17 protein-coding genes are annotated in these 20,002 nt (G+C 62.7%); 13 read left to right on the top strand and 4 right to left on the bottom strand.

Annotated elements, in window-relative coordinates; all coding sequences use genetic code 11:
* The first annotated feature begins 61 nt into the window (after positions 1-61).
* The 5 genes from ABMA59_RS20615 to ABMA59_RS20635 all read left to right on the top strand — a co-directional run bounded on the left by ABMA59_RS20615 (position 62) and on the right by ABMA59_RS20635 (position 3,693).
* The gene (locus ABMA59_RS20615) at positions 62-604 is read left to right on the top strand and encodes a sigma-70 family RNA polymerase sigma factor (RefSeq protein ID WP_349007260.1); all 543 of its coding nucleotides are present in this window, start codon (positions 62-64) and stop codon (positions 602-604) included.
* Positions 601-1,464: an anti-sigma factor family protein gene (locus ABMA59_RS20620; RefSeq protein WP_349007261.1), complete on the top strand. Its 864-nt coding sequence runs from the start codon at positions 601-603 to the stop codon at positions 1,462-1,464. Before ABMA59_RS20615 ends, ABMA59_RS20620 begins: the two co-directional genes overlap by 4 nt.
* Before the next feature lie 279 nt (positions 1,465-1,743).
* Positions 1,744-2,718 (top strand): MBL fold metallo-hydrolase, encoded by a 975-nt coding sequence (locus ABMA59_RS20625; protein ID WP_349007262.1) that lies wholly within the window; start codon positions 1,744-1,746, stop codon positions 2,716-2,718.
* 32 nt (positions 2,719-2,750) lie between these two features.
* On the top strand, positions 2,751-3,209 hold the full coding sequence (locus ABMA59_RS20630) for a tetratricopeptide repeat protein (protein WP_349007263.1): 459 nt from the start codon (positions 2,751-2,753) through the stop codon (positions 3,207-3,209).
* A gap of 55 nt (positions 3,210-3,264) precedes the next feature.
* The gene (locus tag ABMA59_RS20635; RefSeq protein ID WP_349007264.1) at positions 3,265-3,693 is read left to right on the top strand and encodes a DoxX family protein; all 429 of its coding nucleotides are present in this window, start codon (positions 3,265-3,267) and stop codon (positions 3,691-3,693) included.
* 207 nt (positions 3,694-3,900) lie between these two features.
* On the opposite strand, the gene ABMA59_RS20640 is transcribed toward ABMA59_RS20635, so the two are convergent.
* The 3 genes from ABMA59_RS20640 to ABMA59_RS20650 all read right to left on the bottom strand — a co-directional run bounded on the left by ABMA59_RS20640 (position 3,901) and on the right by ABMA59_RS20650 (position 8,508).
* Complete coding sequence (locus tag ABMA59_RS20640) at positions 3,901-4,605, bottom strand: ROK family protein (protein ID WP_349007265.1); 705 nt, start codon at positions 4,603-4,605, stop codon at positions 3,901-3,903.
* 19 nt (positions 4,606-4,624) lie between these two features.
* The gene (gene zwf, locus ABMA59_RS20645; RefSeq protein WP_349007266.1) at positions 4,625-6,001 is read right to left on the bottom strand and encodes a glucose-6-phosphate dehydrogenase; all 1,377 of its coding nucleotides are present in this window, start codon (positions 5,999-6,001) and stop codon (positions 4,625-4,627) included.
* Between the two features lie 86 nt (positions 6,002-6,087).
* Positions 6,088-8,508, bottom strand: coding sequence for a glucan 1,4-alpha-glucosidase (locus ABMA59_RS20650; RefSeq protein ID WP_349007267.1), 2,421 nt, complete (start codon positions 8,506-8,508; stop codon positions 6,088-6,090).
* Positions 8,509-8,910: 402 nt separating this feature from the next.
* On the opposite strand from ABMA59_RS20650, the gene ABMA59_RS20655 reads away from it, so the two are divergent.
* Positions 8,911-9,684 carry an alpha/beta hydrolase gene (locus ABMA59_RS20655; protein WP_349007268.1) on the top strand — a complete coding sequence of 258 codons (774 nt, stop codon included), beginning with the start codon at positions 8,911-8,913 and terminating at the stop codon, positions 9,682-9,684.
* Between the two features lie 53 nt (positions 9,685-9,737).
* On the opposite strand, the gene ABMA59_RS20660 is transcribed toward ABMA59_RS20655, so the two are convergent.
* Entirely contained in the window at positions 9,738-12,584 is a 2,847-nt protein-coding gene (locus ABMA59_RS20660) for an ATP-binding protein (RefSeq protein WP_349007291.1), read from the bottom strand.
* 275 nt (positions 12,585-12,859) lie between these two features.
* Here ABMA59_RS20660 and ABMA59_RS20665 point away from each other — a divergent pair, with 275 nt between their 5' ends.
* From ABMA59_RS20665 to ABMA59_RS20695, 7 genes are all read left to right on the top strand, one after another.
* Entirely contained in the window at positions 12,860-14,158 is a 1,299-nt protein-coding gene (locus ABMA59_RS20665; protein ID WP_349007269.1) for an epoxide hydrolase family protein, read from the top strand.
* 110 nt (positions 14,159-14,268) lie between these two features.
* Positions 14,269-15,189 (top strand): enoyl-CoA hydratase/isomerase family protein, encoded by a 921-nt coding sequence (locus ABMA59_RS20670; protein ID WP_349007270.1) that lies wholly within the window; start codon positions 14,269-14,271, stop codon positions 15,187-15,189.
* Positions 15,190-15,269: 80 nt separating this feature from the next.
* A complete protein-coding gene (locus ABMA59_RS20675) occupies positions 15,270-16,076 on the top strand; it encodes an SDR family NAD(P)-dependent oxidoreductase (RefSeq protein ID WP_349007271.1) in 807 nt (268 codons plus the stop codon).
* Between the two features lie 39 nt (positions 16,077-16,115).
* A complete protein-coding gene (locus ABMA59_RS20680) occupies positions 16,116-16,769 on the top strand; it encodes a VOC family protein (RefSeq protein ID WP_349007272.1) in 654 nt (217 codons plus the stop codon).
* Between the two features lie 94 nt (positions 16,770-16,863).
* A complete protein-coding gene (locus tag ABMA59_RS20685) occupies positions 16,864-17,607 on the top strand; it encodes an SDR family oxidoreductase (RefSeq protein WP_349007273.1) in 744 nt (247 codons plus the stop codon).
* Between the two features lie 54 nt (positions 17,608-17,661).
* Entirely contained in the window at positions 17,662-18,714 is a 1,053-nt protein-coding gene (locus ABMA59_RS20690; protein WP_349007274.1) for an alpha/beta fold hydrolase, read from the top strand.
* On the top strand, positions 18,711-19,583 hold the full coding sequence (locus tag ABMA59_RS20695) for an alpha/beta fold hydrolase (protein ID WP_349007275.1): 873 nt from the start codon (positions 18,711-18,713) through the stop codon (positions 19,581-19,583). Before ABMA59_RS20690 ends, ABMA59_RS20695 begins: the two co-directional genes overlap by 4 nt.
* Positions 19,584-20,002: the final 419 nt, after the last annotated feature.

Genomic DNA, 20,002 nt, shown 5'->3' on the forward strand with positions numbered 1-20,002 from the left:
CGCGCACGCCCTGCCGCCGCAAAATCATATCCAGCCTCCGGGCAAGGTGCAGGACATTGCGATGCCTAACGGAAAAGCCGATGTCGAGCGCTTCAACCAGGTGGTCCTGCCGCATCTCGGCGATGCCCTCGCATTGGCGCGCTGGCTCACAGGCAATGCTACGGATGCGGAGGACGTCGTCCAGGATGCCTGCATCAAGGCTTATGCTGGCATTGCCGGCTACGCGGGCGGTAATGCCCGCGCGTGGCTTCTGACCATCGTGCGCAACGCCTGCTACACTTGGCTGGCGCGTAACCGTCCGCGCGGCATCGTCTCCGTCGGCGACCTGAACGACCTCGACGACATGGGCACGGCCCAAGGAGTAAGCAGTCTCCTCGCCGAGAACCAGGAGACCGACCTGATCGCCAAGGCTGACGCGGCCGCGCTCGAAGCAGCGATCGCGGCTTTGCCGGAACCCTTCCGCGAGACCCTCGTGCTGCGCGATATCAATGGCCTCAGCTATCGAGAGATCGCCGACATGCTCGATGTTCCGCTCGGCACGGTGATGTCGCGCCTGGCGCGCGCTCGTGGCCAGCTTGTAACCGAGCTTGGGAGTGCGCGATGAGCACCCGCGACGATGGATTGCCGCAGGATGACGCAGGCATGACCCTGATGATCCACGCCTTGGTCGATGGTGAACTCGACGCCGCCACGGCACTGGCCGTCGAGCGGCGGATCGCGGCCGATCCCGCACTGGCCGCCGAGCACAGCCGTGTCTCCGCGGTCCGCAAGGCCGTTTCGAAGCTGCCGAGGCCGCCGGTCGACGACGCCTTCATGGCTAAGATCGCGGCTATTGCCACGACCGACGCTGCGCAGACCTCGCCTACGGCGAGCTACTCCCGCATCTCACCGATCTCCCGGTCACAGGCCCGGCACGCGCCTCGCGCCTGGTCGTTTCGAAACCTTAACTCTTTCGATTGGCGCGCCATAGCCGCGTCGATCGTCGTCACCGCCGTGCTCGCCAGCGGCGCGACGCAATGGGTGATGGTGAATGGCGCATCCGATGAGTTCGCCATGGCGGTCGCCAGTGGCCATCGCCGCAGCCTGTTGGCCGCGAGCCCGGTGGATGTCGTCTCTTCGGATCGCCATACCGTCAAGCCCTGGCTGGATGCGCGGCTCGGCCTGTCACCGCCCACACCCGACCTTGCAAAGGACGGCTTCTCGCTGATTGGCGGCAGGGTGGAGGTGATCGCCGACCGTGCCGTGCCGGCGTTGGTCTACCGCTACAACGAACATCTGATCACCGTCGTCGCGCAACCCCGGAACGACGGAAAAACGGCGGAACTCCGAAACTCTTCGACCGGCGGTTTTTCCATGGTTGAGTGGAGCGACGGGGCGTTCTCCTATTGGGCGATTTCCGATGTCGAGCGGCCGATGCTCGACAACTTCGTCAGCCGCTTCCGGGCTGCAACCGCCGCACCCTGATTTGGCTCGGAGTGGTCTCGCACGCCGTGTGGATAGAATTGACGGAAGGTTCGATGTGGAGCGAGGGCTTTGCCTGGTATCGCATCGAACCCGTCACATGCGGAACCATCGGTCGTGCGGCCGATCTCTCGATGAAAAATGCCGCTTCAAGAAAAAGAAAAATAAAATCTGCCTGCGGGGAATAAAACGACACAGCCTCCGGTCTAGTCGGCGAGTGTCGGCAATGACGTAACCTTCGCCGCTGCTCGCAAGGCAATAGTTCACAGAAAAGAGATCGCCATGTTCAATATGACACGCCGCTCCCTGCTCGGGAGCGCGGCCGCTGCTGCTGTCTTTGGTCTTGTCGGCAGGCTCGAGTTCGTTCCGTCGGCTTTCGCGGCCGCACCCGTCGAGCCCGCCGTGGGCTTCTATCGCTACAAGGTGGGATCGATCGACATCACCGCCATCTATGACGGCATCTGGCGGAAGCCGCACGATCCGACCTTCATTTCCAACGCCTCGGTCGACAACACAAAGGCCGCGCTGGCCAAAGCCGACCTTCCGACCGACTTCATGCCGATACCGCTGACCGTCGTGGTCCTGAAGGTCAACGACCGGCTGATCATGATGGATGCCGGATCGGGCGTCGGCCAATGGCAAGCCAATGCCACGCATTTGCCGGCAAACATGGCCGCGGCAGGCATCGACTATAAGGCCATCGACACAATCATGATCTCGCATTTCCATCCCGACCACGTCTGGGGCCTGATGGAGAAAGGGACCAACGATCCTGTGTTCCCGAATGCGGAGCTGGTCGTCAATTCCATGGAATACAAATGGTGGACCGACCCCAGCCGCGTCGATCAGCTTCCCGCGGGACGCAAGCCGGCGGGAAAACGCATCGCCGAGAACTTCCCTAAATGGAAAAACTGGAAGCTGGTCCAAGACGGCGATGAAGTCGGCCCGGGTATCCGGATCATCGCCGCGCCCGGCCATACACCCGGACATTCCGTTTTTCTCGCTACATCGGGCAGCGAGCAGATCATGGTGTCCGCCGACACGATGTACGTGCCGGCGCTGCTCGCGCCGCATCCCGAATGGCAGGGCAGCTACGACCAGGACGGCCCCACCGCCGTCGAGACCCGCCACAAGCTGATCGATAGGGTGATAGCCGACAACATCAGGATCTGCGGATCGCACTTCCCGTTCCCGGGAACGGGGACCTTCGTGAAGGACGGCAACGCCTACGGCTTTACGCCGGTCGTCCAGAGCTAAGCTCCTTCTCAAAATCGACAGTGAGAAAGATCATGACAAAGCTTTTCGGACTTCTCAGCGCCGTAGCGCTTCTAGCGGCCGCCTCGGCGGTGGCTCCCCTGCCCGCCTACGCGGTGGACGACCTGGAATCGTCCGATGCGCCCGACCTGACCTCGGTCAGGGCGAAGATCGACGCCAAGGACTATCAAGGGGCCCTGACCGAGCTTCGCGACCTAGCGCAGGATGTCCAGCAGCCCGACGTCTACAATCTGCTGGGCTTCACGTTGCGACAGACCGGCGACTACCAGACGTCGCTCACCTACTATCAGAAGGCCCTCGAACTCAGGCCGGACTTCAAGGCGGCGCACGAGTATCTGGGTGAACTTTATGTCGAAACCGGCGACATGAAAAATGCCCAGATGCAGTTGGCGTCACTGCAACAGCTTTGTCCCGGCGGCTGCGACGAACTCGAAGACCTGCAAAAAGCGATCAACGCCAACGCGACCAAGTGAGACCATGGGCAGGCGCTTTGGCGCCTGCCCATCCTCCACAGATCTGGGGTAGATCATGACAGTTCAAAATTTTTCGAGCACCCTCAGGATTTCGAGAGTGCGCCTCGCCGATATCGGCTTGCTGGCAGGCCGATTTCTGCTTGCGCTGATCTTCGTCCATGAAGGTTTCGCGCTCACCCTCCACTTTGGCCGTGTCGTGCAGACGATGGCCCAGTTGGGCATCAGCCTTCCGCTTGTCATTGCCGTTATCGCCCTGCAGATCGGGGCGGGGCTTTCGATCGGCTTGGGACTCCTGACGCGCTTCGGCGCGATCGCGCTGGGGCTGTTTTGCCTGGCAACGGCAACGATGTTCCACACGAACTTCGCCAACCAGAACGAGTTGCTGCACTTCGAAAAGGATCTCGCCATAGCCGGGGGCATGTTTGTGCTGGCCATTGCCGGTGCCGGTGCCCTTTCGTTCGATGCCCATTTCAACCGTCGCTGAAGTGGCAACCCGTCCAACAACAAGCCTGCGGCCGACTACCAACTGCATGGCCGCAGGGCGAAGCCGGCGCAAACGCCTCGGACGCCACCCGTTAATCAGGAGCCGGCGCAAGCCTCTTCCACGCACTGTTGGGAATTCGGCCTGCTGGACAGGCTGACGGGCTTAAGCAAATCATGCAAAACGATATTCTTTGCCGTCATGAAACGTTCAGAACCTGAGCGATTTGTTCTTCCAGAGCCGAAAACCGCCCTCGAACGCATTTCGATTGTCGCCGCGCCGGCATTCGGCAGGCAACTGATCAAGTTTCTCGACATTGCCGCCGCCGATGACAACGTAGTCCGGCTCCATCGCGGCGCGCAGCTTGCTTACGACGTCGAAGACATATTTCTTCCATTTGTCCGGACCGTGTTTTTCCAGACCGCGCTCGCCCACATAGTCCTCGAAACTACGGCCCTTTTTGTAGGGAAGGTGCGCAAGCTCCATTGGCTGGGCGACATCATCGACGATCATTGCCGCGCCGAGACCCGTACCGAGCCCCAGGAACAGCATGCGTCCGCCTTGGTAGCTGCCGATAGCCTGCATCAGCGCATCGTTGACGACCTTTGACGGCTTGCCAAAGCTCGCGGCGAAATCGAAACCGACCCAGCCCCTCCCGAGATTGGCCGGCTCTATGAGAGGCTTGTTGTGGTGGACGGGGCCCGGATAACCGATCGAAACGACATCGAAGTGAAGACCGTCCGCCAGCGCCCTGACCTTCTCGGTCATCCGTTGCGCGCTCATGTCCGGCCCGGACTTCGACTTCCGTTCCTCTCCACCCGAACTCAGTAAGGTCTTTACGTGTGAGCCGCCGATGTCGACGGCCAGAATAACCTGTTCAGCATGGCTATCTTCAGCCTTCGAAGGCGTGCTCACCTGCTTGTCTCCACTCACCTTATTGTTCGGGATCGATCCAACCGTTCGGCGGCGTCAGCGCGTCCGAGGCGCCAGCCGGCCCCCAGGTCCCGGGTTCATAGATGGCTGGCGGCGACTTGTTGTCGAGCACGGGACCGACGATGCGCCACGCGATCTCGCTGGCGTCCCGCCGCGTGAAGAGCTGGGCGTTGCCGTTCATGGCGTCGCCGATCAGCCGCTCATATGGCTCCATGTCCCCGACATCGTCGTCGACCGCCGCGAGTTCCACCTGCTCGCCCAGCATCTCGTCGCCCGCCGCTTTGCGTCGCGCGCCGATGCCGATCAGCATTTCGGGGGCGATGCGGAAGCGGACATAGTTCGAATGGCCGTCCTTGATCTCATCGAACACGTTGATCGGCGGCCGCTTCAGCCGAACCACCACCTCGGTGACGTGGACGGGCAGGCACTTCCCTGCCCTGATGAAGAACGGCACGTCGCGCCAACGCCACGTGTCCACGAAAAAGCGCACAGCGGCGAATGTCTCGACGGTGGACGCTGGCGCGACGCCGGGCTCCTGCAGGTAGCCGGCAAACTGGCCGCGCACCACGTCCGCGGGCGTCAGCGTCCGGATCGCCTTCAGCACCTGCACCTTCTCGTCGATCAGATCGTCGGCGGAGCGGCCGGCCGGAGGCTCCATCGCCAACAGAAGCAGAATGTTGAGGAGATGGTTTTCGATCACGTCACGGATGCAGCCGACTTCGTCATAGAAGCGCCCGCGCCCCTGGACGCCGAAATCCTCGGCCATGGTGATCTGGACGCTCTCCACATAGTTCCGGTTCCAGATCGGCTCGAGGAACGAGTTTGCGAAGCGGAAATAGAGCAGGTTCTGGATGGCTTCCTTGCCGAGATAGTGATCAATGCGGAAGATCGATTTCTCCTCGAAGGCGATCTGCAGCACCCGGTTCAGCCACCGCGCCGACTGAAGATCGCGCCCGAACGGTTTTTCGACCATCAGCCGGCCGCCGTCTGAGCCGCCGGATTGTTCCAGTCCTTGGACGACCGGCTCGAACATGCTCGGCGGAATGGCGAGATAGTAAAGCGGATGCCGGCACGAGCCGAGGGTGTCTTTAAGCCGGTCAAAAGTGGCTTGGTTGCGATAGTCGCCGCTGACATAGCGCAACAGCGCCGCAAGTTTGGCGAACACGGCTTCGTCGACGTTACCGATTGCCTTGGCGATGCCATCCTTGGCGCGCGCCTGGAGCTGCGCGACGTCCCAGGCGTCCAGCGCCACGCCGACGACCGGTTCGCTCAACGTGCCCCGGGCGACCATTGAATACAGCGCCGGGAATATCTTTTTGTGCGCAAGGTCGCCCGTCGCCCCGAACAGCACCAGCGCATCGCATCGCCCGTCCATCATGATCGACATATCCCTTGGTATATTCCCGCCCTTGCCCACCGTTGGCTTGCTGAGATAGCGGCAAGCATAGCCGAAGGCAGGCCGGCTTAGCCAATGTCTCTCGCCACGATTTCAATGGTGAATTCGGCATTCTCCCAGCGTTCTGCCTCATGCCAGAAGAATGTGAAGACAATGCTTCCGCCCGGCTTCATGCCGTCGACGGGAAGATCGGCGACATGAACGCCGAACGCGTTCTGGCTGGTCTCGCGGTCCTGATAGGTTTTCCCGTCATCTATGCTCCAGTGCACGAGCGCGGCGGCCAGCACTTCCACCCGCAAGGTCTTGCCGGATGGAATAGAGCGGATCTTGTTGTTGAACCGCCATGACCTGATGGACGAGCCGGTCTTGCCCTTGATGTAGCGTTCGACGCCTTGAAGCGGCATGTCGAAAACCTTGCCGTCGCGGAGCGAGCGCAACAGCTTGATGTGCTCTGAATGAGCCCAAACCAGCGGCATGGCGCTGCCAGTCGGGCCGCCGCGAAACAGCTCACGATCGGCCATGTCCTCGCCGTCCCAAACCTGTTCGGGAAGCAGGCCGCCGGCGCCTGCGCTGCCCTCCAATGTCGCCAGTAAGGCCCGCGCCTTGTCGATCCGCCCAGCGGCCAGTTCGTAATGCGCGCGCTCGCCGACGAGCAGCGGCCACGGCCTGCCTTGGCCTACACCGTCGAAAGGTGCGCCATCGGCGTGCTCGCCATAGCCGTCCCCAGTATACCGATACCAGACCGGACCTTGCGGCAGGTCGCAGCGCAGTTCGGCGTCGATGACCGTGACTGTATCCACAATGCGCGGATCATCGGCGGCTCTCAGACCGAACCGGACAAGGGCCAATGCATCTGGGCTGATGATCGCCCGCGCCGGCTGATCGGTCTCATCGGGCGACCGGTTCTTGATCGGCACAAATCCGTCCTTGGGTGAAGCCGCATCGGCAACATCCGGCGGTGCTATGCGGACATAATAGCCGTTCACGCCATGCCGTCCGCATGCGTCGGTGCCGCTCACATAGGTCCAGCGCTCGATCTGCTCGTTCCAGGAATCGGCGGTCTCACGCAGGTAGCACGCAGCGTCGGTCATGCCGCATGTGTCGAGTATATCCGCCGAAGCAAGCAGCGCGGCAATCTCGACGGCAAGCGTGAACGGGCTGTAGCCTGCGTCCTCCTCCCACCTGTCCTCCCCGGTAACCGGGCCCTTGCGTACCAGGAACGACGCTGCACGCTCGATCATCGGCGTGAAAGTTTGCATCCTCTCAAGCGGCAGTTGGCGCTCGCGAATAAGCGCATCCGCCAGCAGGATGGGAAAGGCGCATTCGTCCATCTGGATGCCGTCCCAATAGGCCGTGCCATCCAGCCACGCGTTTTGCGGCCAGTGACCATCCGCCTCCTGGATCGTGCGGAGATAAGCGAGTATTTGCAGCGCATCGGCGCCGGCGCCGGAGGCTAGAAAACCACCAGCCGTTTCGACGAGATCCCGCGGCCACACCAGATGATAGCCGCCAAGATCCTCGTCGCCCTTGCTGAAACCCCAGGGGATCGAAAGGCTCGCCACGGCTGGACCCGGAAATCCAAGCGGACGGTGCGTCGCCAGGACCGCCGTGCTGATGCGGTAGCCGTTCAGCCCGGACGCTCCCTTGCGGTCGAGCCCGAGCAAGGTCTGCTGCCAGTCGCGCCACCCGGCGACGTACCATTTGGCGGCCGGGTCGAAGCCAGCCATCAGGCTGGCTCGCGCATTATAGGCGGCCTCCTGCGGGCTCGGACCGAAGGCGAGCGCCAGAACGGCACGCGTTTCGTCCGCCGAAAAACCGATCTCGCCGGTGAGAGCGACATTGCCGTCTTCGGCACGCTGACAGTCTGGGTCGAGACGCCCCGCCGATTTGAGTTGCTGCCAGCCGTCGGAAAACCCGACATAGCCCACGGAACTGGATACCCACGGCACGGATGAGGCGAGCGCCAGCGACACGCCCCCCGTCCCCGTTGCAAACAACATCTGTTGCCCCTTGTAGTCTCCGATCCAGGCCGTGTTGCCGGCGCCTGAATTAACCAGGTGGGGCGCCAGCAAGGCATAGACCCGGTAGTCGCTGACCTGTCCCTTCAGGACGTTGAAGCTGATTTCCTGCAGCACGGTCGGCCGCGCCGGATCGACGAGAATTCGTTTCTCGATCCTATAGGCGCCGTCGATCGCCGTGTTGGTGAGGAGATAAGCCGGTACGCCATCCTCGAACATATCAACGGCATGCTCGGCGTGCCGCTTCTCTTCCGAGAAATAGCCTGCCGCACCACAGACGATCAGCCCCAGGTCACGAGTGCAGGCATGATCGACATGTGGGTAATAAACTTCGTTGAGAATGCCGTGGCTGAGCGTGAACCATACCCGGCAGGCTGGTGAAAGCGCAGTACCGACGCCGCTCTTGGCGCTCGAAGTCCAGCGCGCGGCGATGCCGGGCGCGCCCCGCGCGACGGACTGCGTTGTTTTCATCCGAACGTCACCATGCCGCTCCGAATCGCACACCACTATATCTTCAATTGTGAATTCCACAGCGCCGCTGCCCAAAATCCAGCGCCTTGATGAACAGCTATCAGTACGTTCCGATTGGCGTGTATGGCCGGGTGCCCGCCCGCCGATCCGTTGCGTGCCTATGATCCGGTTTTGACCTCGCATGGCGGCCCCCTGTGGACCGGGCGCGCCGCTGCCGGAGAAAGGTGTCCCACACCTTGCCGGCCCAAGCGATCGAAGCGGCATGACCGGAGGTCAAGAGAAGCATCTGCTCGCGGCTATCCCGGTTCGGAAGCGTGCGAAGTCGAAAACAGTTTAGTTCGAAAGAATACTTCGATTGGCTACAGCATATAAGGTTCGACCAGCAACCAAGGAGCACTCGCCATGACGTTTTTCAAAGCCGGCCTGGCCATCGCGGCCGCGCTCTCCCTCGCCTCGACAACCATCCCGGCACGTGCCGAGCCGCTCAAGAACATCGTGCTGGTCCATGGCGCCTGGGTCGACGCCTCGGGCTGGAAGCCGGTCTATGAGATTCTCGTCAGAGAGGGCTTTCATGTTAGCATAGTGCAGGAGCCCGAAACTTCGTTTCAGGATGACGTTGCGGCCGCCAAGCGCGTCCTCGACATGCAGGACGGCCCCACGCTTCTCGTCGGCCATAGCTATGGCGGCTCGATCATCACCGAGGCCGGGGTTCATCCGAACGTCGCCGGCCTCGTCTATGTGGCCGCGCACGCCCCCGATGTCGGCGAAGACGAGGGTGCGCTGGGCAAGAAGACGCCGAGCGTGCTCACAAAAACAGAAGGGGCCATCGAGAAAACGCCGGACGGATACACCTATCTCGACCCTGCGGAATTTCCGAAACTCTTCGCGCCTGATCTGCCGCGAGACCGGGCGGAGTTCGTGGCGCGCTCCCAGGTTCTGGCGGCGGCGAGCGTCTTCACCACACCGCTGACCGCGGCGGCGTGGAAGACGAAGCCGAGCTGGGGAATCGTCGCCGGGAACGACCAGATCATCAATCCCGATCTCGAACGCTGGTACTACGCCCGGGCGAAGAGCCACACCACCGAGATAAAAGGCGCCAGCCACTCGGTTTATGAATCCCACCCGAAGGAAGTGGCGGCCGTGATCGCCGAAGCCGCACGGAAACTTCAGCATTAGCCGCCGAGCCGGCATTCTGGCCGGCGCCCAGAAACGCGAGAGCGTCGTGCAACCTAATCCAATTGGCCGAGCAATGACTTGGCCCGTTGCACCCGCGAGGCGGAAAAACCCTCCGTCAAGCGGCCGTATATTGGTGCAAGGATCGCAAGCGCCTCATGTTCTCTGCCATGCCCCACGAGGAACTCTGCCAGCCCTGTCGCTGCCGAAAGCTCCCAAAAAAGCGCCTGTTGCTCCGCTGCCTGATTCATCGATCGGCGATATAAACTTTCAACCGTGCCCAGGTCGCTAGCGCCGTTTCGTTCCAGCAACTCGGCTTTGGTCCTCAACATTTCGGGCACATACCAGCGGTAATCGGTCTCATACGCAAACCGTAGCGCTTCATCGATCTCATATAGACTCTCTTCGATCCGCCCCACCGCTCCAAGGACGGCCGCGAGTTCGGTGCGAAAAAAGGGGAAAAACAGCAGATACTTAGCTTCCTTCATCTCGGCGAGACCGGAACGAAGCGGATCCACTCCGGCCACAGGCGAGGGAGTTCGGGCCAAAAGGCTGCCCTTTATGCAGGTTCCCGCGGCATAAAAGGGACGTAATGAATGTTTGTACGCCGTGGCGACAAGCTCCTCGCCGTAGTCACCGGCCTGGCCCCATTCCCCGAGACTCAGGGAAACAAAGCCGGCCGCCCAAGCCAGAGCGACGCAAAGCAGGGTTGGCTGGTGCGTGCCGCGCGCTTCGTCGATAGCATCGTGCGATTCGCGGGATGCGGCCTCCAGAAATCCTTGTGAGAGCAAAGTAACCGTGCGGTGAGCGAGAGACGAAGAGCGCGGGTCGCCTCCAAGCCTGATCATGTCGCGGCGCCGGCTCGCCACGGAATAGTGATCGATCGCCCATCGCAAGCGCTCACTGGCTTGTCCGTGATCGGCCAGATAGGTCTGAGGTACGCCGCGCAGCCAGGCGGCGGTCGCCCTGGATTGAAGATCACCGCCCTTTACGGCTTCCTCATAGTCGCGGGCAAAGGCCAATGCGTCCTTGAGAGCCATCGAACGGGCGGAAAACAGCCAAAGACCACAGGTCGCGCGTTGTTGATATTCTGAATCCTCGAGACGCCGCGCCAATTCGAGGGTGCGCATAAGCACCTCGCGGGCGCGGGGGCTCATTCCCTGAGTGTAGATGAGAGCGATGCCCAGACTGCATCGCAGGATCATTTCGCTGCGCGTCCCGACCGCTCCTGTTTGCGCCAGTGCTTTTTCAGCCCAGTCGCAGCACTCCGTGGCGAGCGACGACGCGATCCAGAAATCACTTGCCGTGGCGGCAAGATCGACGCCCAAAGCTTTGTCGCCGACGGAAGACAACGTCCAGTTCAGCGCAGAGCGAAGAGTGTCGACTTCCCGGTTATAGCGTCCGAGATCGTCGATTGCTCCCTGAAGGCCATCTTCTTTTGAGAAAGGAGCAAACAGCGCCAGACAGAACTCCGCGAGCCGCCTCAGGGCCTGCCCGTGCTCGCCGCTGTCGGCCAGTTTCTCATGGGAATACACCCGAACCGTCTCGAGCAGGCGCCAGCGGGGCATGCTCTCAGATCCGTCCAATGTTGCCAGAGATTTGGAGACCAGATTCGATATGCCGAGAGCGACCAGCGATTCCGTTTCGGACATTACGGCCGTCGCTGCTTCGAGCGTGAACCCTGCCGGGAAGATGGCGAGATGCCGAAGGAGCCGCCGTTCCGCCTCGGGCAGCAGTTCGTAGCTCCAGTCCAAAGTCGCGCGCAATGTCTGGTGCCGTGGCAGCGCCGTGCGGCGACCGCCGGTGAGCAGCGCGAAACGGTCGTCGAGACGCCCCGCGACTTGCTGGATGCCGAGTGTCGCCGCCCTGGCGGCCGCGAACTCGATCGCCAGTGGAATGCCGTCGAGTTGGCGGCAAATGGCGGCGATCGCCGGGACATTGTCGCCCTCCGGCCGGAAATCTGACCGCAAGGAGCGCGTCCGCGTGACGAAAAGCAACACTGCGCTGTGTTGCAGAAGGTCGTCATGCTCCTCAAGCTCCTCGGCCGGGGTCTCCAGAGGCGGCACGCGATAGGCGAACTCGCCCTCGATGCGAAGCAACTCCCTGCTTGTTGCAAGCACCGATACATTCGGGCACTGGCTGACGAGGACCTCCGCCATCGTGGCTGCGGCGTCGATGACATGCTCGCAATTGTCGAGGACCAACAGTATTTTTCTGCCGCCGACCGCCCGGGCCACCGCCTGCGGCGATACCTTCTCGCCATGCAGTTGCAGATTGAGGACCTGGGCGATCGTCGAAGGCACAAGATCGGGATCCGCGAGGGAAACCAGCTCCGCCAATAGCACGTCGCTTGCCAGAATTGGGAACAGCCTGCGCGCCACCTCGGCCGCCAGCACGGTCTTGCCGATGCCGCCCGGCCCCGTCAGCGTCACCACGCGATAGGCGGAAACGAGGTCGCGCAACTGCTGGACCGCCGTTTCCCGCCCCACGAGAGCCGATGCAGCCACCGGAACGTTGGTCAGGAATGGATGCACCTCGTAACGCACCAGGCCCTGCATGTCCGGCGGCGTTGGCGAGCTTTCCTGCCGGGTGGTCCAGCGTCCCAGGAGGCGATAGCCACGGCCGGAAACGGTCTTCAGCAGGCCGCGATCCTCGCCCAGGGCCTTACGGATCGCGGCGATATGGACCTGGACGGTATTGTCCTCCACAACGAGGCCGGGCCACACCCGCCTCATCACATCGTCCTTGGTCACCAGTTCCCCGCCGGATTCAACGAGCGTCTCGATAATCTCGAAGGCGCGGCTGCCAATCGGGACTGCCACGCCATGGGCACGCAACTCTCGCTTCGCGAGATCGACTTCCCATCCACGGGATTCAAACACGCGTGCTTCGATCTGCCCCAATGCGATGCCGATCTCGCTGTTGAGAATTGTGACTTCCCAGTTAAGCACCAGCCTGTCCGCGAGCACAATGGCCGATTGTCTTTGTCAGGGCATATCGAGAGGCATCTGCGCGTCGCCGCCAGATCGCTTCAGAATATTTCAGATTTCCTCACGGAGCTTAATTCGACCCCGGACCGCATCGCGCCTAGGTTTTTCCCGTCGGGCAGAAGTCGCCCGCAGCCATCGAAAACCAGACGGAACCGCCAATGACGGCCGGTTCGGCACAGGAGGACGACATGTCTGCACTCTCCCTTTCCACAACGCGGCGCGAACTGCTCCTCACCGGCGCCGCCGCAGCGGCTATCAGCCTCGTTCCCGGCGCACTCCGGGCGGCCGCGGTCCCATCGATCCGTCCCTTCAGCGTCAGTTTCCCGCAGGAGCAACTCGACGATTTGCGTCGGCGCGTGGCGGCGACCCGCTGGCCGGACAACGAAACCGTCACAGACAGCTCGCAAGGCGTGCAGACCGCGACGGCGCAAAAACTCGCCAAGCATTGGGCAACCGACTACGACTGGCGAAAAATGGAAGCGCGGCTCAACGCCCTGCCGCAGTTCATCACCGAGATCGACGGACTGGACATCCACTTCATCCACGTCCGCTCGCAGCATGAGAATGCCCTGCCGATCATCGTGACGCATGGCTGGCCCGGCTCCATCATCGAGCAGATGAAAATCATCGAGCCTCTGACCAACCCGACCGCGGATGGCGGCAGTGAGGCGGACGCTTTTCACGTGGTGATCCCGTCGCTGCCAGGCTACGGTTTTTCCGGCAAGCCCTCGGCGCCGGGATGGACCCCCGTCCGCATCGCCAAGGCATGGGCGGCACTGATGCAACGCCTCGGCTATACGAAATATGTCGCGCAGGGCGGCGACTGGGGCAATGCCGTATCCGAACAGATGGCCTTGCAGGAGCCGCCCGGTCTGCTTGGCATCCACACCAACATGGCCGCCACGGTCCCGGCCGATATCTCCAAGGCGCTGGCAGCAGGTGGCCCGATGCCGGCCGGCCTCTCGGCGGACGAGAAGCGTGCCTATGAACAGCTCGACGATTTCTACAAGAACGGGCTGGGCTACGCGATCGAGATGAACAACCGGCCGCAAACACTGTACGGCATCGTGGACTCGCCGGTCGGCCTAGCCGCCTGGATGCTCGACCACGACATCCGCAGCTACCAGATGATCGCCCGCGTGTTCGACGGGCAGCCGGAGGGGCTGAGCATGGACGACGTTATCAACAACGTCACGCTGTACTGGCTGACCAATACCGCGATCTCCTCGGCGCGGCTCTACTGGGACAACGCGCATTTCCCGTCGGGCGGCTTCTTCGATCCGCGCGGAATCAAGATCCCGGTCGCGGTCAGCGCATTCCCGGATGAGATCTATCAGGCCCCGCAGAGCTGGGCGGAAAAGGCCTATCCGAAGCTGATCCACTACAACAGGCCCGCCAAGGGCGGCCACTTCGCCGCCTGGGAGCAGCCGACGCTCTTCTCCGAGGAGCTGCGGGCCGCCTTCCGGCCGCTGCGCCAGCAAATCTAGCCAATCACCGGCGGCTTGCAGTCCTGACGATCTGAAACAGCGGGCCGCATCGTTCGGCCGGCCCGCGCGAGCAAACGCGCCCATGGCGCATTCCGGTGAGGAGAACGATCATGAACTACGAAGCAGCAAGTCTGGCGGCCGAGACCACAGGAAGCCCGCTCCCGCCCGAAAACGCACCCCGCGTCGCGTCTCGGCCGGCATCGTCGGCAAGGCAGATTCGCGTTGAACGCCACACCCCGGCCTATTGGCGAGTCACCTTCGACAACCCGCCCTTCAACATCTTCGGGCCGGAAACCATACCGCAGCTCAACGCGGTGGTCACCGCGATCGAAAACGATCCGGAGCTCAAGGTCGTCGTCTTCGACAGCGCGATCCCCGGCTTTTTCCTTACACACTACAATTTCACGCCACCCCTGTCGGAATCCACGAGCCTGCCTTCCGGCCCCACCGGGCTGCATCCGCTTCCCGACATGCTGGTCCGGCTGTCCCGTGCTCCGGTCGTGTCGATCGCGATGATCCGGGGAAGGGCGACGGGCGTCGGCAGCGAACTCGCACTGGCAAGCGACATGCGGTTCGCCAGCCGGGAAAACGCGATCCTCTCCCAATGGGAAGTCGGCGCCGCACTCGTGCCGGGCGGTGGGCCGATGGCCCGCTTGCCGAGATTGATGGGCCGTGGCCGCGCTCTGGAGGTTCTGCTGGGCGCCGACGATATCGGCGGCGAGTTGGCCGAGAGATACGGTTACGTCAACCGTGCGCTTCCGGAAGATGAGCTCGACGCTTTCGTCGATGTTCTGGCCATGCGCATCGCAACATTCGACCGCCAGGCCATTTCGGACACCAAGCGGCTCGTCGATTTCGCGAGTTTGCCCTCGGACCCGGAGATCGCCATCGGCTGGGATGCATTCATCACGTCCGTCCAGCGGCCGGAGGCTCAGTCCAGGATCAAGCAGCTCATGGAATTGGGACTTCAGACCAGCGGCGAGATCGAGAGCCGGCTCGGCCACTACACGGAGACTCTTGGCCGGGGCTAGCACCGCTCCGGCTTCGTTCACTTTAACAATCAAACTCGAACATCGCGCCGTTTGTGGCGCAGTCGAACAGGAGAAAGACAATGTCCATTTCGCAAAAAGGCGTCGCGGTGGTGACCGGAGCGTCCTCGGGAATCGGGGCAATCTATGCCGACCGACTGGCGCGCCGCGGCTACGACCTCATCCTGGTGGCCCGCAATCACGGCAAACTTCAGGAGGTTGCCGACCGCATCGCCCGCGCCACGGGCCGCATTGTCCAGGCGGTCGCGGCCGATCTCAACGACAAGGCCGACGTGAAACGCATCGAGACGCTGCTGGCGACCGATCCGAACATCACCATGCTGGTCAACAATGCCGGAGTCGGTGCGCTGGTGTCGCTGCTCGAATCGAACGTCGACGACATGGAGGCGATGATCGACCTTAACGTGACGGCGCTGATGCGGCTCACCTATGCCGTGGTTCCGGCATTCGTGGCGCGTGGCGGCGGCACGATCATCAACGTCTCCTCCGCCGTCGCCGTCGCGCCGGAAATCCTCAACGGCGTCTATGGCGGCACGAAAGCCTTCGTGCTGGCCTTCAGCCAGTCGCTCTACAAGGAGCTTGCCGACCGGAACATCCGCATCCAGACTGTCCTTCCAGGCGCGACCGCGACCAATTTCTGGGATGCCGCCGGCGGCTCTGTCGGCCAGTTGCCGGTGAAGATGGTCATGCAGGGCGACGATCTGGTCGACGCGGCGCTTGCCGGCTTCGACCAGGGAGAGTTCGTCACCATCCCGTCGTTGCCGGACGCAGCAGACTGGAATGCCTATGAAGCGGCCCGCCAAAAGCTCATCCCGAACATCTCGCTGAGCAAATCTCCGGCGCGATACCGGACGGCCGCCGCCGCCTGACGAAGCATTATTATCAACCCAAAACCCTTGGAGGCAGCAATGACTACAGACAATCCGCGCGTTGAAGCCACGGTCGGCCAGGGAGCGCGGCCGCAGGACATGAAGCTGGAAGTGACCGTCATTCCGGTTTCGGATGTCGACCGCGCCAAGCGCTTCTATGGCGGCCTGGGCTGGCGGCTGGATGCCGACTTCCCGGTCGGCGACAGCTTCCGGGTGGTTCAGTTCACGCCTCCCGGTTCGCCGGCCTCCGTTCACTTCGGCGTCGGCATCACCTCGGCTGCTCCCGGTTCGGCGAGCGGAAACTATCTGGTCGTTTCGGACATCGAGGCGGCGCGCACCGAGCTGGCAAGCCACGGCGCCGATGTCAGCGACGTGTTCCATCGCGCCGGTCCCGGACAGCCGGCGATCGGCGGTAGGGATCCGAAGGGCCGAAGCTACGTCTCCTTCGCCACGTTCAAGGATCCGGACGGCAATGGCTGGTTGCTCCAGGAAATCACCCAGCGCTTCCCCGGGCGTGTCGACGGCGATACGAGTTTTGCCTCGGTCCCTGACCTGGCAGCGGCGCTGCGCCGCGCGGCAGCCGCACATGGCGAGCACGAGAAGCGTGAGGGCGGCAAGCATGACGAGAACTGGCCGGATTGGTACGCGGCATTCATGGTCGCCGAACATGCCGGCAAGGAACTGCCGCTTTGAGACTTCCCGCGTGGCGGCGGTTTGCCGCCGCCACGTCATCCGGTGGCGCGGTGATCGAACCTGCTGGCAAACGATAGCTTGATCGGAGGGAGAGATGAGCAGCGCGATACCCACTCGGCGCGACCCTGATTTGCTTGGCCAGACCGTTGTCGTCGTGGGCGGCAGCGCCGGGATCGGGCTGGAGACTGCCCGTCGAGCCCGCTCCGAGGGCGCCGCCGTCATCATCACCGGCCGCAATCGCGACCGCCTCGATCAGGCCACGCGTGAGGTCGAGGCGGATCGCACAGCCGTTTTCGACGCCAACGATTCCGCGGCCCTTGAGTCGTTCTTCCGGAACCTGCCGGGGCCGATCGACCACGTCATGGTCACCGCCGGCGCGCCCCGCTACCGCGCTCCCCTCGAAATTCCACCGGACGAGGCGCGGCAGGACCTCACGGAACACCTTTTACTCGCCATCAACGTCGCACGCTGCGCGGCTGGCAAGGTCACCGGATCGCTGATATTCATGGGCGGCACCGGCGCGCGCCGCCCGAGGCCGGGCCTCGCAATCGCCTCGACGGTTACCGCCGCGCTTCCCGCCCTCATCGCCAACCTCGCGCTGGAACTGGCGCCAATTCGTGTCAACCTGATCGCCGCAGGCTTCGTCGACACTCCGCTGTCGGCGTCCTTGCTCGGCGAGAACCTTCACAAACGCCGCGACGAACTGCGCGCCACGCTGCCGATCCAGCGCGTGGTGACGCCGACCGATGTCGCCGCGCTCGCCGTCCACATCATGAGCAACACCGCGCTGACTGGCGCAACTTTTGACATCGACGGCGGTCAACAACTGGTCTCCTGAAAATGGACAGGCGGCCAACCTCGCAAAACACGCTGCATACGAAGAGGCAGAACCATGAACAGCTTCAATGTTTCCGACAGGATCGATGAGCGCCGCCGTCACATTCTCGGCGCGGCGGCAATCGGTCTCGCGTTTGCCGAATTCGGCTTGGCCCCGCCGGCCCAGGCGACATCGGGGGGGCCGACCTCGGCAACGGCAAATGGGTTCGGCCCAATCAAGCAGGTCGACGCGGGGCTGCTTAATGTGGGCTACGCGGAGGAAGGGCCGGCGGACGGCGCGCCCGTCATCCTGCTGCATGGATGGCCCTACGACATCCACACCTACGCCGACGTCGCACACTTCCTTGCGGCGGAAGGTTTTCGCGTGATAGTGCCCCATCTGCGAGGCTACGGCACGACCCGCTTCCTCTTGGACCAGACAATGCGCGACGGCCAGCAGTCCGCCATAGCAGCCGACATCGTTGGGCTGATGGACGCGCTCAAGATCGACAAGGCGACGATCGGCGGCTGCGACTGGGGCGCCCGAACCGCCAACATCATCGCCGCGCTGTGGCCGGAGCGCTGCAAGGCGATGGTGTCGGTGAGCGGCTATCTGATCGGCAACCAGCAGGCGGGCAAGCAGCCGCTGCCGCCCAAGGCCGAGTTGCAATGGTGGTACCAGTACTATTTCGCCACCGAGCGCGGCAGCGCCGGTTACGAAAAATACACACACGATTTTGCCCGCCTGATCTGGCAGCTCGCCTCGCCGCAATGGAAATTCGACGACGCCACCTTCGAGCGCAGCGCGGTTGCATTCGACAATCCGGACCATGTCGACATCGTGGTGCACAACTACCGCTGGCGGCTCGGGCTGGCGGACGGCGAGCCGCAATACGACGAACTGGAAAAGCGGCTCGCCAAGGCACCCGTCATCGGAGTGCCGACGATCACGCTGGAAGGTGACGCCAACGGCGCACCGCATCCCGAGCCTGCGGCCTATGCAAAAATGTTCTCGGGCAAATACGAACACCGCCTCGTCACCGGCGGCATCGGCCACAACCTGCCGCAGGAAGCGCCGGACGCCTTCGCCAAAGCTGTCATCGACGTCAGCCAGGCGTCGTTCCGATGAGCCGTCCAACCGCCTACCGCACCGTCGATGTCGACGGCCTTCCGATCTTCTACCGCGAGGCGGGCGATGCCGGCGCACCGGTGATCTTGCTGCTTCATGGCCTGCCGTCGTCGTCGCGCATGTACCAGCCTCTGCTGGACCGCCTTTCGGACCGCTATCGCCTGGTCGCCCCCGACTATCCCGGCTTCGGCCACAGCGCCGCGCCTGACCCTGGCGCATTTGCTTACACATTCGACCATATCGCCGAAGTGATGATCTGCTTCACCGAGCTCCTCGCGATCCCGCAATACAATCTGTTCATGCAGGACTACGGTGGCCCGGTCGGGTTCCGCATGGCGATGGCGCATCCCGAACGGGCGCAATCGCTAATCATCCAGAACGCGGTCGCGCATGACACCGGCCTCGGCGAGATATGGGCTACGCGGCGGGCCTTCTGGGCGGACAGGGCAGCGCATGAGGCGGCGCTGCGCGGGAACCTGCTGTCGCTGGAGACAACTCGCCGCCGTCATATCGGCAGCGATCCGGATATCGGGCGCTACGATCCCGACCTCTGGACCGACGAGTTCGCCTTCCTCAGCCGGCCGGGACAATCGGATATCCAGACGGAGCTATTCTACGATTACCGCAAAAACGTAGCCGCTTATCCGAGGTGGCAGCGGTGGATGCAGGAGAACAAGCCTCGTCTGCTGGTGCTTTGGGGCCGATACGACCCATCGTTCGACATATCAGAGCCAGAAGCCTACCGGCGCGATGTACCCGACGCCGAGGTTCAAATTCTAGACGCGGGACATTTCGCGCTCGACACCAGCGCCGACGAAGTAGCTGATCTCGTCCACAACTTTCTCCAACGGCAAAATAGTCATTTCTGAATCGAGCCGCCCCCGGAGTTTGTTGCGATTTGGGTCCCTTAGCAGGGGCGGCCGCACCCAGCCAAAGCACCAAGAAAGCGCACCTTGCCTAACCACATCGAGGCGACCGGTGCGTGGGAAATGAATGTTCAGGCGGCAGTCCTCGTGGCGGATAGTTGACAGCTTCCCGCCCCAAGGTGACCGGAAAGCGAGGCAACTAGGACGTTGGCAATAAGCTAAGAATTCAAAGAAGACAGTACTGATACTGAGGCTTCACAACGGGCGGCGCGGTGATGTGAAATAGGCGTTTGGGTGTTAGCGCCGAGCTGACAAATGTTAACATTGGCGGCGCGATTCTCGGCAGCGGGGCGGGGGGAGCGGCGGCGGCGTGTTGGTTTGGCGAGGGGACAGCCGTGGTGGGCGGTGCTGCGGAGGAGGCG

Source organism: Mesorhizobium yinganensis (genome assembly GCF_040081985.1).
Lineage (GTDB): Bacteria > Pseudomonadota > Alphaproteobacteria > Rhizobiales > Rhizobiaceae > Kumtagia > Kumtagia yinganensis.

Bases quoted from the DNA above. Each gene is read 5' to 3' on its own strand.
- ABMA59_RS20670 (WP_349007270.1), top strand. From the start codon at position 14,269: ATGAACTACGAAGCAGCAAGTCTGGCGGCCGAGACCACAGGAAGCCCG.
- ABMA59_RS20630 (WP_349007263.1), top strand. From the start codon at position 2,751: ATGACAAAGCTTTTCGGACTTCTCAGCGCCGTAGCGCTTCTAGCGGCC.
- ABMA59_RS20635 (WP_349007264.1), top strand. From the start codon at position 3,265: ATGACAGTTCAAAATTTTTCGAGCACCCTCAGGATTTCGAGAGTGCGC.
- ABMA59_RS20675 (WP_349007271.1), top strand. From the start codon at position 15,270: ATGTCCATTTCGCAAAAAGGCGTCGCGGTGGTGACCGGAGCGTCCTCG.
- ABMA59_RS20615 (WP_349007260.1), top strand. From the start codon at position 62: ATGCCTAACGGAAAAGCCGATGTCGAGCGCTTCAACCAGGTGGTCCTG.
- ABMA59_RS20665 (WP_349007269.1), top strand. From the start codon at position 12,860: ATGTCTGCACTCTCCCTTTCCACAACGCGGCGCGAACTGCTCCTCACC.
- ABMA59_RS20690 (WP_349007274.1), top strand. From the start codon at position 17,662: ATGAACAGCTTCAATGTTTCCGACAGGATCGATGAGCGCCGCCGTCAC.
- ABMA59_RS20685 (WP_349007273.1), top strand. From the start codon at position 16,864: ATGAGCAGCGCGATACCCACTCGGCGCGACCCTGATTTGCTTGGCCAG.
- ABMA59_RS20625 (WP_349007262.1), top strand. From the start codon at position 1,744: ATGTTCAATATGACACGCCGCTCCCTGCTCGGGAGCGCGGCCGCTGCT.
- ABMA59_RS20650 (WP_349007267.1), bottom strand. From the start codon at position 8,508: ATGAAAACAACGCAGTCCGTCGCGCGGGGCGCGCCCGGCATCGCCGCG.
- zwf (WP_349007266.1), bottom strand. From the start codon at position 6,001: ATGATGGACGGGCGATGCGATGCGCTGGTGCTGTTCGGGGCGACGGGC.
- ABMA59_RS20620 (WP_349007261.1), top strand. From the start codon at position 601: ATGAGCACCCGCGACGATGGATTGCCGCAGGATGACGCAGGCATGACC.
- ABMA59_RS20695 (WP_349007275.1), top strand. From the start codon at position 18,711: ATGAGCCGTCCAACCGCCTACCGCACCGTCGATGTCGACGGCCTTCCG.
- ABMA59_RS20680 (WP_349007272.1), top strand. From the start codon at position 16,116: ATGACTACAGACAATCCGCGCGTTGAAGCCACGGTCGGCCAGGGAGCG.
- ABMA59_RS20655 (WP_349007268.1), top strand. From the start codon at position 8,911: ATGACGTTTTTCAAAGCCGGCCTGGCCATCGCGGCCGCGCTCTCCCTC.